This window comes from Streptomyces sp. NPDC046727 (genome assembly GCF_040645635.1).
Taxonomy (GTDB): Bacteria; Actinomycetota; Actinomycetes; order Streptomycetales; family Streptomycetaceae; genus Streptomyces.
The window spans coordinates 107,002-122,816 of sequence record NZ_JBEYYR010000013.1; the positions used below are offsets into that span (position 1 = coordinate 107,002).

Here is a 15,815-nt window from a genome sequence, read left to right on the forward strand (position 1 = left end):
CCGAAGGGGGCAGGGTTCCTTGAGGTGAGAAGTCCCGACACGGCGAGCTGGTCCTCCGTCGGCGACGGCACCAGCTTCCCCACCGCCGCCCACTCCGTAAGTTGTTGGGTGGCCCGGGAGGGCCGGATGTGGCTGAGTAGGGCCTGCCCGTAGTGGCTCCTGAGGAGTGGCCGTCCGGTTCTCCGGGGCGCCCTGGCTGCTGATTGAGATGTGCGCGCCTTGTTGCGGTCGCTATTTACGGAGCAGACAGAGGGGTGTTCCTCGGGCCCGGCAGAACTGCGCAACGAGGAGGGCGAGTGCGGGATTGACGCGGGGAAGGGCCATCACTGGGCGACAGTGGTTGACGACACCGGAGCGACCCTGTGGTCGAAAGAGGTCGAAACGATGAGACAGCGATCCTGACCGCGCTCGGCGAGATTCTGGACCTGGCCGGTGAGGTCCGCTGGGCGGTGGACATCTCTGGTTCTGCCTCCACTGTGCTGCTGGCCCTCCTCGCCGCCCACGGCCAGAAGGCCGTCTACGTGCCTCGCCGTACGGTCAACCGTATGGCTGGTGCCTACCGCGGCCAGGCCAAGACCGAGGACCGCGATGCTTACGTCATCGCCGAGTCAGTCCGTCACCGCCGTGATTTCGCGGTTATCGAAGTGCCGGCCCAGCTCGCGGCCGACCTTACGCTCCTGACTGCGCATCGGTCGGACCTCGTAGCTGACCGTGTACGGATGATCAACCGGCTACGGAACGTGCTCACAGGAGTCTTCCCAGTGCTGGAGCGCACCTTCAGTTATTCGGGCCACAAGGGCGCGCTCGACCCTGCTGACCGGCTATCAGACGGCTGCCGCTATCCGGCCCGAGGCCGGACCAGGCTGACGGCTTGGCTTGCGAGCCGTGGCGTCCGCGGGGCGGACAGGGTCGCTGTCACCGCTCTGGAGGCTTGCCCAAGCGCAATACACAGCGCTGCCCGGCGAGGACGTTGCCGCTCAGATCGTGGCTCTGTCCGTACAGATTTTGGACCTGGACGACCGAACCAAGCGCATTGATGTCCAGATCCGGGAGACGTTTCGTCCTTCCGGAGGGGGCGTGCATGCAGTCGCACCGCCGTTCAATCGACAGCACGTTCTGTTGCTGGAGCCTGGAGGGGGCATCGCGGCTTGCCCCCCATGGAGACTCCCCAGCCGGAGGCCGCGCCGCCGACACCGGGCTCGCTGCATGCGGGCCAATGCTGCCAAGGATCCGCACCCTGAGCGGTCCGGTCCGTCCCGGGCCACTCAGGAGTGGGGGCAGAGGACGAAGTCGCGGTGGGCGCTCCAGGAGCCGTCGTCAGCGAGTCGGTCGAGCGCGTCCCGAATCCGGCGGAAGTGCGCCGCAGTCAGCTGGAGCGGGGGCTCGTCGGGCTGGTACGTGGTGCGGACCGGGTAGTCCACACCCGGCTCGGTGGTCATCTCGATGTGGCAGCCGAGCACATGGGTTACGGGCCGGCGCTCGGCGAACTCGATCAGTCGCTCGATGCTGCGGGTGAAGGCCGGAACGTCCTGGATGTAGAGGCGGCCGGGGTAGACGGTGTCCCCCGTGAGCAGGAGGCCGGTGGCCGGGTCGTAATACGTGACGGCCGCCTCGTGGTGGCCCGGGGTGGCCAGGCACTCCAAGACCCGGCCGCCGAGGTCGACGTGGGCGACGGCGTCCGGATCCTTGTCGAACCCGAAGTAGCGCCATGCCGTGGCGCGATCGGCGTGCACCACGGTGGTGCCGGGGCGGTCCGCGAACTGGCCGTCGCCCGCGATGTGGTCGCCGTGCCCGTGGGTGTGCAGCACGAGGAGGTGGTAGTCCTCGTCCCCGGGATGCCGGTCCTGCCAGTCGGCGAGGAGCCCGTCGACCACCTGACGCAGGGGGAAGAACTCAGGGGACGGGGTGGCTCCGGTGTCGATCAGCACCGCCCGCTCGTTGCCGCACAGCAGGAACAGGAACGGCGCCTCGTAATGGACCGCCATGTTCTGCCGCAGGATGAACGTGTGGTCGTCGTAGGCGTGGACCTGGATGTCCGGATCCGTGTTGTGCTTGGCCGACGGCGAGCCGTGAATCCACCGCACGTCCAGAGGACGTGGCACGGGAGGGACGCCGGCGAAGTCGATACGACGTGTTCCACTGTCCACGATGTCTCCGCGCGTGCGTCGTCTTGGCGGGCCGGGTACGGCGCACATCTCGTCCGGGGCAGGCACGATCGAGCCTCCGCCGGGACGCTACCACCTCGTCCGACACCTCGACATCACATGTGCCGTCCGGGCCGCCGGGCCATGGCCACACCCGCACCGCCCCCGGCCGGCTCACACGGCGACTCGCCGGATCGCTGGCCACTGGACGCCGCCTACCTCAGCGTGGATGTGCTCGGCCACGGGGACGAACCGGACTTCGGACCGCCGCCGGCCTCCCCCGTCTCCGCCCCCGCCGATCAGGCGCTGTCCGGCCACGACCGGGGGCTGTTGCACAGCGTCGCGGGCTCGGGCAATACCATGCTGATCCAGTGGATCGCGGTGTCGGCGGCAACCGGTCCCACGGAGCGTATGGCCGACCTCACCGGCCCAGTCCCGTTCGTGCTTCCCCTGCGCACCCTCACCCGCCTCGCGCCTCTCGGCCGTACGCGAGGACTGGCTCGCCGCCCTACGCGGGCCGGAGGTCCTCACCAGCTCCGGGCCGACCTTCATGGCACAGCTCGCGGCGCCGGACGCCTGTTTCTTCCCCATGGCGGTCGACGGGAGGAATACGGCTCACCGAACACCGCTGCGTTCGGCGTGACTGTCGCCCGCGACGAGCAGGTCGTCCGGCTCGGGAACCCGAACGGCCCACCATGGCCGCTGGCCTCCTGAGACAGCTCCCAGCGATGCGAGGAACGCCAGGATGGACGACGAGCCGCTGAAAGACTGGGCGCCATCGAACGCTGGAACGGGCACCTGTGGGAGCCGTACGGATTCGCCGCCAACCTGGCCGAGGCCAAGGCCATCCTGTATCTCCGCTGCGCTGCGACGCCTGCGGCGACGGCGTTGCTGCCGCGGGGAGGACCGGAGTGGCAGGGCGCTGCGGGCCCTGGCTGCCGCGGCTCGGGGACTGGGCGCGTGGCGCTCACCGAGGCGGCGGATGTGCCAGGTCAGTGCACGGGCGGGGCTGCGGGCATCGTACACGGTGCGCTGTCCGAGCGCCTGGTCGAGGACGGTGGCCGCGTTGTGTCCTGCGGTCTCCGCCTCGGCAAGCACGGAGGCCAGTGCGTCCCGGCGGGGTCGGCCAGGATGCGCTCTCCGTGCTCGGGTACTGCTTCCTGGAGGTGGTGGGCGAAGCGGCGCTTGGTCTGGGGGCTGGGAGAGCGTTGCGCAAGGCCCGTCAGGACTGGTCCGGAGACCTGCGCGTACGCGATCTGTAGGTGGACGAGGGCTTGCCCGGCTGCTGCCTGCTGCTGGGCGTGCTGGCGGGTGCGGTGCCCGTGCATCGCGAGGGCCAGTGAGGTGAGTGCGGCGTCCAGGAGCGTGGCGAACCCAGCCCCGTCCCTGTCCCGGGGCCTGTCGCGCCAGATCGTCTGGATGCTGCGGCGGAGCACGCGGGTGCTGTCGAGGTCGGCGGCGATGCTGGATCGGGTGGCGCGCTCGAAGACGGTCGCGGCTTGTTCGAGTTCGGCCTTGAGCGCCGTCGGTGCGGTGACGGGCAGTAGGTCCAGTGGTGTGCCGAGCGCGACCAACTGTCCTTGGGCGGTGTGCTCGTCGCCGTGGGTGAGGTGCTGGAGGATGCGTTCGGTGGCGGCGGTGGCCTGGTGCCACGGATTGCCCGGTTGGATGGTGGCCGGCTCGGGCCTGGTGGTGGCGAGGCGCGTGGTCATCTCCCGCTGGCTGGTGAGCAGTTCGTGGTGCAGGTCGTGCATGGATCGGGTCTCCATGTCCGGAAGCAGTTCCGGACTCCCGGTAGCCCAGGACTGCGGGGACACGTCCGCGACGCCGTCGCACAGCGCCCAGCGCTGTGGGCCTGAGGGCGATACAACATCCGGTGAGTCCTACTGCGGCACTCGCCCCCTGGGTCGTGTGATGTCTCCCTGTTCGACGAGCTGAACCAGAGGCGGGGCGGGGTCACCGTCGGCGAGGCGAGAGCATCGGTGTGCTTCACGGACTGCACAAACGGCCCCGGACGAGGCGTCCGAGGCCGAGTAGGGCCCCCTCCCTAGGGGATGAACCCCCGGTCAGAGCGGTGGTGCGTTGCGCCCCGCCAGGATTCGAACCTGCGACACCCCCGCTCGTGACACCTCATGTCGTAACGTCCGCTCGCGCATCGCGCACGCATGACGGGGCGGCCGGGCTTGCTGCCGGACCCCTCTGGGTCGTCCCTGCCACTCGTGCAACGATGGGAAGCGCGAGGGCGCTTACCCGGGATTGTCGGTGAAATGAGCGTTGACCTGGTAAAACTCCTCTCGGTAGTTCTCACGGATCAACGCCGTTTCCCAGGCTCGCGTGCCCTGGATGTGCCCCGCGCTCGCTCGTGCCGTGACTCTGCCGGCGATGTGTCAGCTGTCTCGCGCGGCCGCGGTGAGTTCGGCTGCGGAGCGGTAAGCGGTTGGCGCGGTCGTCAGGGTTCGGGCCAGCGCGAGTGCTCGCCGCTCGGCTGCGGCGCGGTGGGCGGAGTCGGTGATGGTGGTGAAGTCAGCGGGGCGGGCGAAGCCGACGACCCGGCGGATGATCTCGGCGCCGCAGAATCCGAGAGTGTCGGTGAACAACTCATCGAGGTAGCGCTGCCGTTCGGCCTCCAACGCCTTGGTGGCGACCCCCGTGAAGAGGGCGGGCGGGTAGCCGTCGCCGTCGGCGTGGTTGCGCCACAGTTCGGTGAAGTGCGTTCGGAAGCCGTCCCAGACCTCTTCGACGGCGGACAGCAGCCAGTCCTGCTGGGCGGCCCGGTCCGGTCCGCGCGCGCCGGCGGCGAAGTAGGCGATGAGCAGGTGGGCCAGGAGGGTTCCCAGGTCGAAGCCCATGGGGCCGTAGCAGGCGAATTCCTGGTCGATCACGCTGAGGGAATCCTCGGAGACCATGATCGAGCCGGTGTGCAGGTCTCCGTGCAGGAGCGCGTCGCGGGAGGTGAGATAGCGCTGCTTCAGCCGGGACACGGCGAGTTTCAGCTCGGTGTCCTGCTGGAGACGCTGTACGTCCCCGTCGAGTTCCGGGCTGGTCCACCGGTTGCGCGCGTGGGGCAGGAAGATCTCGGTGAAGACCATGTCCTCCATGATCTGGCACATGGCCGTGTTGGTCTCGAAAAGTGACGCCAGTTCCCGTTTGCGCCCCGCGGGCAGGGCGAGGTCCGAGGTGAAGAAGAGAGTGTGCGCGAGATAGCGGGCGACCTGCCCGGCGAAATGGGGGTAGCGCGCGCCGGCCGTCAGGTCGCCGCGCATGACCGTGTGCCCTTCGAGGTACTCCACGGTGAGCAGATGCTCCTCCGGGTCCACGTGCAGGGGCTCTGGGACGTACGGGCCGGCGTGACGCCGGTGTTCGACCAGGGCGCGGTGTTCGAACAGGACGCGCTCGGGTGTCAGGGGCCAGCTCGGGCCGGCCGCACGCACGTACGGCGGGGCCTGTTTGACGCACACGGCTCCGTCCGGGCCATGGACGGCGAAGACGAGGTTGACGTTGCCGTCGCCGATCTCCCGGGCGGACCACTGGTCCCGGGCTCCGCCTAGCCGGCGCGCGAGTGCGGGGTGTCGGGCGAGGTGGTCGAGCAGCTTCGTGATGTCGGGTTCGACGACGGAGGCGGACGCGGTCATGATTCCTCCTGGGCTGAGCATCTGAGCGGTGCTGTGGGCGGTGGGTGAGGCGCGGGGCTCACGAGGACCAGGTCGGCCGGGGCAGCGCGAGGTGGTCCCGCAGGACCTGTTCGGCGCAGCCGAGGGTGCCGGGTATCGAACCGGGGTCCGAGGTCCAGCAGTCGCTGACGACGTACAGGGATCCTCCGGGTGCGGGGGCACGCATGCGGGCCGCGACCTCCTCCGTGGCCTGGCCGGTCCGCCATATGTGCCAGGCCGCCGAGTACGGCGGGCGCCCCCAGTCCTGCCAGCAGGCTGCCGCCGGCGGGCGCGCCCGCACCCGGTGCATGCGGCACAGCAGCCGGTGGGCGTGGGCCACGGCCGCAGCCGGGGCCGGTGGCCCTCCGCGGAACGTGTCCGCGCCGCCGGGCACGTGGTACGGCGGGTCCGCGCCGAAGCGATCCCAGAACTCAGCGGACGGGCCGCTGGGGTAGGCGGCGAGCAGCAGCCGGGAAGCCCCTCCGGGCGCGTACCACAGTTGCCGCAGGGGAAGATCGGTGGTGCTGCGCCCGGTCTCCACGCCGCACGCGCGCCACCACGGCTCGTCGTAGGCCAGGAACAGCTTCGCGGCACGCACCGGCTCGACCGCTTCCAGATCGCCGTGCCAGAAGGGGCCGAAGATCCCGGGTTCGGTTTGGATACGGCGCAGAGCGCCTTGCGGCAGCGCCAGGACAACTGTCTTGGCCCGTACGTGCTCCCGAAGTCCGGTGTCCCGGCCCGTACGGTCCGTGAATGCGAAGGTCAGCTCGTACGGACCGCCGGCCCTGTCGGAGAAGGCGATCCGGCACAGCCGACGGCCCCGGAGCGTTCGGCCGCCGGCCTGCTCGAAAGCGCTGTGCAAGGCCCTGGGCAACGACTGCATCCCGCTGGAGAGCGTGACGTACTCGGCCTGTGGCGGGGTGTGGAAGAGGACGTCGATCCACTCGGCCGCGCCGCCCGCGTGTACGTCGTATCCACCGGTGTCCGCGACGAGCCTCAACGCCTCCCGATCCAATGCCGCCGCGAGGACCTGCGGCCAGGAGACCTTCCCCAGCGGCTCACCCTGCACAACTGCTGTTCCCCGCGCTGTCCGGTACCGGGCCCGCGCCGACGCGGCCTCGGCGGGCCGCCGCTCCCGCACCGCCCTGTGGTACGTCTCCCGAAGCCGTCCGAATCCCGGCACCGCCGACTCCACCGCCTGAAGCGTCAACCCGCCCGCATCCGTCTCATGAATTCGCCTTCTCACCGCGTACGGAATGCGAACCGCGTTGGCGAAATCCCGCTGGCGTAACCGATCTCCCCGCGCCAGTACGAAATTCTCCGGCCGGTCGAAATGGAACGGTGTCAGTGAGTCGGCCAGGCCCAGATGATTCAGCAGTGCCATCACCGGCGCAGCTTCCCTGTTCAGTCGCATGGCACCCAGTTCCGCCCACCCTCCGCCGCGCACCGGAACGGACCAGATTCTGCCGCCGACCCGATATCCGCTCTCGTACAGTGTCACGCTCTGCGAGCCCGCCGCCAGCCGGAAGGCGGCATAGCAGCCTCCCACCCCCGCGCCGATCACGACTACACCGCCCACGCGTCACCCCACCCGGTTCGAGCCAATCCGACTTGTCACTCTTTACCGCTCTGCACAGGAGATGGAACATCGGGTGAACAACCAAGCGGCCGTCGTGACAACGGGAGACCACGTGATCTTCAGGACCGACGTACTTGCCCAAGCGCCCTCCGCCTACGATGCGTTGTCCGAATACTTTCGGGACATCCGCGCCTTCTACGAGGTGATCAGCGTCCGCTTCGCAATTCCCGAATACGGCGTCCGCCTCACCCCTGTGGCCGGAAACGAACTGCACTCCAACGCCAACAGCTACCTGCTGTCCGACAACAGTTCCTACCCCTTCTACCTCTGGCTGCCCACCTGGCTCGGCCGCTTCTACATCGACCCTGAGCTCGTGCCCCCGGACTGTTCGGTGGACGACTGTCCCACCGACAAGGCCGGTCTTATCGCCTTCATCTGGCCCTGGCTGGGCTTCAACGACGCCTACGTCAAGGACGCCGACGGACCCGAGTGCTGGTTCGGCGTGACCGACCCGCGCCCGGACGACCCGCACGAGACGGTCCGCACCACAGCCACCAGCCTGTTCAACTACTTCCGCGTCGAGCGCACCCTGGACGACGAGAAGGACGGCTGGGCCACCGGCGCCTTCGCCGGCCGCGAGATCGGCTGCAACCTGACCGGCCGCTGGCACCTGCGCCGCGCCCCCATGAGCGCGCTGACCAGCTACTACGAGGTCGAACGCAACATCATCAGGCCGCTCGGGGAGAAGTTCGCCACCCTGGCCACCGACGCGCACGCCTGATGGCCGGACCGACGGTCCCGAGCCTTGACGACACCGAGGTGCTCGCCGGGACAACCCGCGTCGCCGACGAACTGCTGCGCCCCCGCGCCGACGAGACCGCACGCAAGGGCGTGCCGCGCGGCCATCTGGACGCCCTCGCCACAGCCGGAGCTCTCGGACTGGCGACCCGCGCCCCAGCCCTGCTCCGGCAGGCGACGGAGATCATCTCGGCAGCCGACGGCGCCACCTGGTTCGTCTACGCCCAACACCACCAACCCGTCCGGGCGGTCGCCGCCAGCGACAACCAGGCCCTGCGGCACCGGTGGCTCATCCCCCTGCTCACCGGCCGCACCCTCAGCGGCCATGCCGTCTCCCACCTCGCCCGCCCCGGACCGCCCGCCATCACCGCCACACCCGGCACCGGCGGCGGCTGGACGCTGAACGGTCGCATCGCCTGGCTCACCAGCTGGGGGCTGGCCGACGTCGTCCTGGTCGGCGCGATCGCGCCCGGCGACCGCATCCTGTTCGCCCTGCTCCCGGCCGAAGACCTCGACTCGCCCCAGGCCGTACACCGGCACACCCTGTGGAGCATGCACGCCACCCACGCCGTCGCCATCGACCTGAACGACGTACCCGTCGGACCCGACCAGGTCGTGAGCATGCCCCAGCACGCGGACTGGCTGCGCACCTACCTGAACCACAACGCCAACACCCACCCGGCCGTCTTCGGATCCCTGCGGGCAACCACCCAGTTCCTCGGCCAGTACGAGACGTTCAAAGCCTGGGCCGACAGCGCAAAGCTCCGGGCCGACCAACTGCGCTCCCGCGCTTACGCCTTGATCGACGCACAACCACCCGGCGAAGCGATCGACGAACGGCTCGCAACCCGCGCAGCCACCGTCGACCTTGCCCTGCGCACCGCCGCCGCCTGCATCGCCGCCGCAGGTGCCCGCTCCATGTCCTCGGACACCACCGCGGCACGCTTGATGACGGAAGCGTCGTTCCACCTGGTCCATGGCCAGACACCCCAGGCCAAGGACGCATACGCGCAACTTGCGGGTGCGCTGGCCGGGCCGCACGAGCGTGTCTGAAGAACACCGCATGGAGTTCTGATCACGCCCGAGCGACAACCGGAAGGGCGCTCACCCTACTGACGCAGGCCGCCTCCCGCACCACCCGCTCGTTGTGCAACGGCGTAACCGGCGACGGTGATCACGCAAACGACGCTCACGATGAGCAGATCACGGGCGGACTGCTGGGTCAGCGCCACGGCCACGCCCGCGACCACGACCAGCGGTGGCACCGGCCACAGCGGCATGCGGAACGGAGGCCGACCACTCGGGGCGACCCGGCGCGCACGGACCCGGCATACCAGCGCCGCCACCGCGACCAGCAGGCACACGGTGACGATCACGACACCGGTGAAGGTGATCAGGTCGTTGAGTGAGCTGAAGACGCACAGGGCGCCGTTGCCCACGAGAAGGAATACGAAGCCGTACACCGGGACCCGGGAGCGCGGCGAGGTGTGCCCGAAGAACCGCCCCAGCGGCCCGGGCAGCATGCCGTCGCGCGCCGCCGCATAGTAGACGCGGGCGTAGCCGAGGTTGGCCGACAGCCCGGTGTCGAACATCGCCACCACGACCCCGGCCAGCAGGATGTTCGCTCCCGTCGGCCCCATCACTTGATGGGCGATCAGCGACAGCGGCGAGGCGTCGGCCGCGGTCCGGCCGACGTCCCGTACGGCGAAGGTGGCCGCCGCCACCGCGAGCAGTTCCACCGTCACCGACACCCCCGCCGCCCACACCACCGCCCGCGGCAGCGCGCGCCGCGGCCCGCGGGCCTCCTCGGCGAAGTACAGCGGCCAGTCGTAGCCGTTGAAGGCGAACAGCGCGGGCACTACTGCGGCGATCAGCCCCGACGTGCTGGGTACGACCGGGTGGGTGAACGGATGGCTGTCCGGGGCGTCGTGGGCCAGGGCGCAACCGGTGAAGGCGAGGATCACCGCGAGTTCGAGGAGCAGCATGGCGGTCGCGACCCAGCTCGCCGGTGCGATCCGGCCCATCGAGAGCGCGGTGATCGCGGCCAGCATCGCCAGCGCGGTCCAGCCGACCGGGAGCCCACCGGGCACCAGCCCGGACAGATAGGTCGCGGCGGCGGTGCACACCGAAGCCGTGGTCACCAGCCCGAGCAGCAGGAAGAGCACGGTCGCCAGCCCGCCCCACAACGGTCCCAGCGCCCGGTGCACGATGGTGTAGGCACCGCCTGCGGACGGGAAGAGCGAACCGGTCTCTGCGTAGCACACCGCCATGGCCAGCACGATCACCGCGGCGATGAGGAAGGCGTAGACCACACCGGTGCCGGCCGAGGCGAGCCCGGTCCCGTAGACGAGGAAGACCGAGGTCGTCGGGGAGATCGCCGAAACCGCGATCGCCAGCACGTTCAGCGGCCGCAGCGCCGAGACTTCCAGCCCGGCCGGGGCCTGTTCCCCCGGCACCTTCCCGGCGGTCGCTGTCCTGCCATGGCAACGACCGCTAGACGCCCGTTGATTCACACCGGCGAGTGGATTGATCCCATGGACGGCCCTATCGGCGTATTTCCCGTCCGGATGCCAGCATCATGGGGGCATCTCACCCACACCAGCCCGCCGAAGGGGACCCCCCATGCGTCTGCGCTCCGCGCTGCTCGCCATCACGAGCGCCCTCGCCCTGGCCCTCCCATCCGCCACCGCCGCACACGCACAGGACGAGCTCGGACTCAACTACAAGTACACCAACACCTCAACCGGGGCCGCGGAGAGCGCGAGCCTGCCGGAACAGCCCCCCTTGAACGAATGCGTCCTCATCCAGCAAGTCGCCGAAATCGCACCTGGGGAGCAATACGCGGATGCATTCGCGCCTCAGAACACCAGTACCAGGGCCAATGCCCAGATCTTCGAGACTGACGACTGCACGGGTACCCCCAAGGTCGTCCTCAAGCCAGGCAGTGACCAAGCGCCGGATGATGTCACCTTCCGGTCGGTGAAGTTCGTATTGCCCGGCTAGGGACTGTCCGGCGGGTTACCGGCGCAGCCATAGCCGGATAGCGGTGAGGGTGACCGTGCCGTGCAATACGTACGCTCTCTCGTCGTACCGGGTCGCCACGGCGCGGAACCCCTTGAGTGCGTTTACGGTGCGCTCGACTTCGTTCCTGCGGGCGTACCGGTCCCGGTCGATGCTGGTGGGGCGACCGCCCCGGCTGCCACGCCGCTGACGGTTGGCACGCTGATCCCGGCGCTCGGGGATGGTGTGCCGGATCTGTCGTCGCCGCAGGTAGCGGCGGTTTCGACGCGAGCTGTACGCCTTATCGCCGCACACGTGGTCCGGTCGTGTCCGCGGGTGTCCCCCCAACGGGCGAGGGACACGGATTCGGTCCAGGACCGGAATCAACTGCGGTGCATCACCCCACTGCCCAGGCGTGACCAGGACAGCCAGCGGACGGCACCCGCCCTCACTGGCCAGATGGATCTTTGTCGTGAGCCCGCCGCGCGAGCGACCGATCGCCTCATCGGGGACATGTCGTGCCGGGCGACGGCGTTGTCCCGGAATCCGAGCCGGCCGGTGACGGGCCCCGGCGGCATGCTGGTGCACGCGGCACACCGTGGAATCCACGTTCACCACGCTCCAGCTCGATCCGACCTTCCGTGTCCGCGTCGGCTTGGACAGCCCGCAGGATTCGCTCTCACGTGCCCTCCGCAGACCACCGGCGGTGACAGTCACGGACCGTCTTCCACTTCCCGAACCACGTGGGCAGGTCCTGGTCCCCCCACGGAACGCCGGTCCGCAGCCGGAAGCAGATGCCGTTGATGACAGTGCGGTGATCCTTCCACCGGCCCCCCGCGTCCCAGGCTCCTTGGCAGGTGCGGCTCCAATCGAGCCCACTCGCTGTCAGACAAATCGCCCCGTCCCACAGCGAACCGAACGATCCGTTGAAGAGTCCGTCACGCGATCCATCGGACACCCCCTAGCGCCACCTAGTTCAGTCTCTGTGCGGCCCGGCCGCGATCGGCGCTCGCCGGGATCATCGGGGCCTGGCACCCCATCCGCTCACGCACCGCTCACGCAAACGGCCTCGGACGAGACGTCCGAGGCCGAACAGGACCCCTCCCTGAGGGAGAAACCCCAGGTCAGAGCGGCAATGCGCTGTACCTCCGGCAGGATTCGAACCTGCGACACCCGCTTTAGGAGTGCTGTTTACCCAGTGGGTGGCCCGGCTGCACTCGGTTCTGGCCTTCCTTGTCAACGAGGATCGTCTGCTGGGCTGAACTCAGCAGGTCACCGCTGGGCAGGCGCTTGGACGCCCCAGAGCGCGGCAGACGGGATGAGGATGGTCTGGTCCTGGTCGTAGTCGCCCACTCTTCCATCGCCCAACACGCGGGCGGGCCAGCCAGGGGCGGAGCGAGCTCCGTCTCACAACCCTGGCAGCTCTCCCGTGCACCTGGAGAAGCGGGGCGTGGGGGGTTCCCCATCCCCGCGCCCTCGGGACGGTCCAGATGCTGCTTGCGCGGCCTCCTAAGCGACAGGCCCGGGCCGCCGGCAACAGGCCCCTTCTGCGGAGCGCAGCACGGCCTCGGCACCAGGAGAAGCAGACCCCACGCTGGAGCAGTTCACGAACACGATCCTGCTCCTCCCGGTCCGACGGTGCGATGTCGGCCGTACAGCCCTCGAGCAGTTCGGTGAGCGCAGCACCGTCGGCGCCGACGCAGACCCCGACAAGGCCAGCCGCGGCGACGCGCTCCGCGCCCGCGTCAGTGACTCTCCCCCGGCCTGGGCGGTTGTGCCTGTCGCAAGGTATCCCCTCAGCGTGAAGGCGGACGTTCTATGACGGTCACCACCACCTCCTCCAACGGCAAAGGCATGCTCGCGGTCGCACTCATCACAGCCGCCACCCTCTCAGCCGGGCCCTCGGCAGCCGCCGCAGCCGACGATGAAGGCTGGAAGGGAGCCGGCGGGCTCACGCTGAACAGCGCCGACAACGCCAGGGTCGACGCCTACGTCACCCGGGCCCGGCAGGCCGAGCGGTCGATCAGCACGGACGTGCGCACCGCGGCCCTGGTCTCGGGCGCGGAACTGGTCGGCTTCGACCACCGCCTCAAATCCCCCGACTCGCTCAAGCGGAAGGTCGCCACCTCCCTCAAGGACCACCCCGGACAGAACGTGGACACCGTCCTGGCCCAGCTCAGCGACGCCGTCCGCTACACCCTCCAGTGGCCCGACAACGCCTACACCGCCGGCGTGACCCGCGCGTCCGCCGTCCTGTCGGCCTGGGGCAACGACACCACCAAGTGGTCCAACACCTGGAACCGCCCCAGCGGCTACAAGGGCCTCAACACAGGCTGGCGCGCCCCAGGTTCAGGCCAGCTCTTCGAGATCCAGTTCCACACCCCCGCCAGCAAGCACGCCCAGGAAGTCACCCACCTGCTCTACGAAGAGCAGCGCCTGCCCTCCACCACCGAGGCTCGCAAACAGGAACTCCAGGCCCAGCAGAACGCCGTCTTCGCCGCTGTCCCCGTACCACCGGGAGCCGACCGCCTCACCCCGCCCGCCACCCCGACAACCCAGGTGCCGGATCCCGCCATCCCCTGACCGGCCCACGGCCCCATTCCCTTCCCCCGGGCGCCCGGGACCGAGCACCGGCGCCCGCCCTTCCCCAACACCGCCAGGAGGGCGGAGACCAGGGCGAGGTTCCACAGTCCATACCGATCAACAGCGCCTGAACGCACCAATGCCGAGGTGGTGCGGGACCTCCGTCTGCCCTAAAGAAACGATTCGGTGTTCACGTTCGAGGGACAGTGCGCTTGGCCCCCGGTACCTGGGGCATCGCTGGCAGTGACCGCATCGGTAACCGACAGGAAGACATCCTCGTGTCTCTTCGCTCCATCACCGCAGCCGTCGGCGCAGCAGCCAGTGCCTTCGTTCTGCTGGCGGCCGTGCCTGCCTCGGCCTCGGCCGCAACCGGCCAGTTCCGCTACTCGTACACCACCGCCGAGGGATACGAGGCCGTCGGCTTCCTGAACAACCCCGCAAGCGGCGAATGCATCAACCTCGCCGCGCCGGGAGCCGCACCGGGAGCTGCCTCACGAGCCCCCAAGAACTACACGGACGCCACCGCCACCGTCTTCCTCGACTCCGACTGCAACGGCGACACCTACTACAGCCTGCTCCCGGGCAAGGGCGCCTCCGACCGCCTGCTCGTACGCTCCGTCATCTTTTCCTGACGCGGTACGGCACACCGGCTCACCCGGTCCGCCGGTGCTCGGCGTCGCGGAGGCCGCCGCGGCGCAGGTGGAGCGGGGGGAGGCAGTAGGCGGCGGTGGCGGCGGCTTCCCGCCACCGCCACTGTGCTACCCCGGGTTCGTGGCCACGTCGAGCAGATACCCGAAGCGCGAGGCTCCCGCGAGCCCACCCACCGGTCTGACCATTGACGACGACGCGATCAGACCGCCGGCCTCCGCGTAGTTCAACCCGAGTAGCCCCGGAGCGGCCCTGAAAAGGCATATACCGCGGATGTGCCCAGACCGCAGGGCCTCCCAAGAGTTCTTGCCGTTGCCTGGCCGAAGCGGCCGGTCAGCTCGTGCCACAAGTACGAGCCTGCTAGAGCCTCTTGCAGCGACTTGACGAACTGTTCTGCCTCGGGCGGTACGGCCGCCGGGGCCTCGGCCAGAGTGTCGACCCTGGCGGTCAGCAGATCGTTGACGACGGCAGCAGCGTCGCGCCGATTGAGCCCCAGGGCTTTGCGAGCAACCTCCACGCCGTTGTTGCCGACTGTGCCCTCATCGACCTCCCGGTCGTAGGACACGATGTCGTTGTGCAGGCTGACGGCGTCAACGAACGCGTCAACGGCGGTGCGGAACTCCCTGCGTCGAACTGCATGCTCATGGAGCTCGCCCATCGCGTGCTCCATGAGCACGGCGGTGAACTGCAAGCCGCCGAAGTCACGGCGGGCTCCCAGATATTCGATCAGGTCGGTCAAGGCATGGTCGACGTGATCGAGCTCCCACAGCACTCCGTCGAGGAAGCGCCGCACACTGCTGACGAACCGATCGCGCCAGACCAGGCTCATGGTGGCGGACGTGCCGGTCCACAGACCTGCGAAGGCCCGCTCCACGGGATTGACCGGCCTCAGCGGCCGCGGCAATCCGTCCAACGGCAAGAACAGCATCAGCCGTTCCACCTGAGCTGCAGCCGACTCCTGGTCGTGGTCACGCCGGTAGAGCGGCAGGAACAGGTCGTCAACGAACCACAGAGCAACATGCCAATCGGTGACCAGCTCCAACTCGCTGGCATCGGCGTCGGGATGGGTCAAGGCGATGAACAACGGGAAGTCGGCCTGATCGAACTTCTCCTCGCTCCACCTTTGAGGCCATTCCAAGTACTCATCGTCGAACATGCCCGTCTGTCGGGCCCACTCCTTGGCATGTGCGCGGGCCTGGTCAACATGGGGGTTGAGGCGGGACTCGAACGGCATGTGGAACTGCGGATGTGCAAGGGATCCCATGATCGGTTGCTTCCCGTCCCAAGCCCCGAGATGCCAGGGTTCACCCTGCGGCCTAATACCGTGACTCTCCGATCATGTGATTCGCTACTCGGCTCATGCTGAGCAGAGGGATCTGGCTGACGACGACTGGCCTGATCATGGACCATGAC

The 15,815-nt window shown here is 68.9% G+C and carries 11 protein-coding genes, 2 pseudogenes and 1 riboswitch; of the genes and pseudogenes, 6 read left to right on the plus strand and 7 right to left on the minus strand.

Annotated elements, in window-relative coordinates:
* Positions 1-276: 276 nt before the first annotated feature.
* A pseudogene (locus ABZ937_RS18550) lies at positions 277-1,062 on the plus strand (IS110 family transposase); the annotation flags it as partial.
* A gap of 203 nt (positions 1,063-1,265) precedes the next feature.
* Here the strand turns inward: ABZ937_RS18550 and ABZ937_RS18555 are convergent.
* The 4 genes from ABZ937_RS18555 to ABZ937_RS18570 form a co-directional block, all read right to left on the minus strand.
* Positions 1,266-2,084, minus strand: coding sequence for an MBL fold metallo-hydrolase (locus tag ABZ937_RS18555; RefSeq protein WP_361693048.1), 819 nt, complete (start codon positions 2,082-2,084; stop codon positions 1,266-1,268).
* A gap of 75 nt (positions 2,085-2,159) precedes the next feature.
* Positions 2,160-2,227, minus strand: a riboswitch (guanidine-III (ykkC-III) riboswitch).
* A gap of 909 nt (positions 2,228-3,136) precedes the next feature.
* Positions 3,137-3,913: a hypothetical protein gene (locus ABZ937_RS18560; protein ID WP_361693050.1), complete on the minus strand. Its 777-nt coding sequence runs from the start codon at positions 3,911-3,913 to the stop codon at positions 3,137-3,139.
* Positions 3,914-4,531: 618 nt separating this feature from the next.
* Complete coding sequence (gene mtnK / locus ABZ937_RS18565) at positions 4,532-5,776, minus strand: S-methyl-5-thioribose kinase (protein WP_361693052.1); 1,245 nt, start codon at positions 5,774-5,776, stop codon at positions 4,532-4,534.
* Positions 5,777-5,834: 58 nt separating this feature from the next.
* Positions 5,835-7,373 (minus strand): FAD-dependent oxidoreductase, encoded by a 1,539-nt coding sequence (locus ABZ937_RS18570; RefSeq protein ID WP_361693054.1) that lies wholly within the window; start codon positions 7,371-7,373, stop codon positions 5,835-5,837.
* Positions 7,374-7,536: 163 nt separating this feature from the next.
* On the opposite strand from ABZ937_RS18570, the gene ABZ937_RS18575 reads away from it, so the two are divergent.
* A complete protein-coding gene (locus tag ABZ937_RS18575; protein ID WP_361693056.1) occupies positions 7,537-8,154 on the plus strand; it encodes a hypothetical protein in 618 nt (205 codons plus the stop codon).
* Positions 8,154-9,224 (plus strand): acyl-CoA dehydrogenase family protein, encoded by a 1,071-nt coding sequence (locus tag ABZ937_RS18580; RefSeq protein ID WP_361693058.1) that lies wholly within the window; start codon positions 8,154-8,156, stop codon positions 9,222-9,224. Before ABZ937_RS18575 ends, ABZ937_RS18580 begins: the two co-directional genes overlap by 1 nt.
* Positions 9,225-9,280: 56 nt before the next feature.
* On the opposite strand, the gene ABZ937_RS18585 is transcribed toward ABZ937_RS18580, so the two are convergent.
* Complete coding sequence (locus tag ABZ937_RS18585) at positions 9,281-10,627, minus strand: APC family permease (protein WP_361693060.1); 1,347 nt, start codon at positions 10,625-10,627, stop codon at positions 9,281-9,283.
* A 166-nt stretch (positions 10,628-10,793) separates the two neighbouring features.
* On the opposite strand from ABZ937_RS18585, the gene ABZ937_RS18590 reads away from it, so the two are divergent.
* On the plus strand, positions 10,794-11,174 hold the full coding sequence (locus ABZ937_RS18590; protein WP_361693062.1) for a hypothetical protein: 381 nt from the start codon (positions 10,794-10,796) through the stop codon (positions 11,172-11,174).
* 15 nt (positions 11,175-11,189) lie between these two features.
* On the opposite strand, the pseudogene ABZ937_RS18595 reads toward ABZ937_RS18590, so the two are convergent.
* Positions 11,190-12,079, minus strand: a pseudogene (locus ABZ937_RS18595) (IS5 family transposase).
* 910 nt (positions 12,080-12,989) lie between these two features.
* Between ABZ937_RS18595 and ABZ937_RS18600 the strand changes: the two are divergent.
* Both ABZ937_RS18600 and ABZ937_RS18605 read left to right on the plus strand, forming a co-directional pair.
* On the plus strand, positions 12,990-13,754 hold the full coding sequence (locus tag ABZ937_RS18600; protein ID WP_361693064.1) for an ATP nucleotide 3'-pyrophosphokinase: 765 nt from the start codon (positions 12,990-12,992) through the stop codon (positions 13,752-13,754).
* Between the two features lie 278 nt (positions 13,755-14,032).
* Positions 14,033-14,386 carry a hypothetical protein gene (locus ABZ937_RS18605; protein ID WP_361693065.1) on the plus strand — a complete coding sequence of 118 codons (354 nt, stop codon included), beginning with the start codon at positions 14,033-14,035 and terminating at the stop codon, positions 14,384-14,386.
* A 242-nt stretch (positions 14,387-14,628) separates the two neighbouring features.
* Here ABZ937_RS18605 and ABZ937_RS18610 read toward each other — a convergent pair whose 3' ends face one another.
* Positions 14,629-15,666, minus strand: coding sequence for a terpene synthase (locus tag ABZ937_RS18610; RefSeq protein ID WP_361693067.1), 1,038 nt, complete (start codon positions 15,664-15,666; stop codon positions 14,629-14,631).
* Positions 15,667-15,815: the final 149 nt, after the last annotated feature.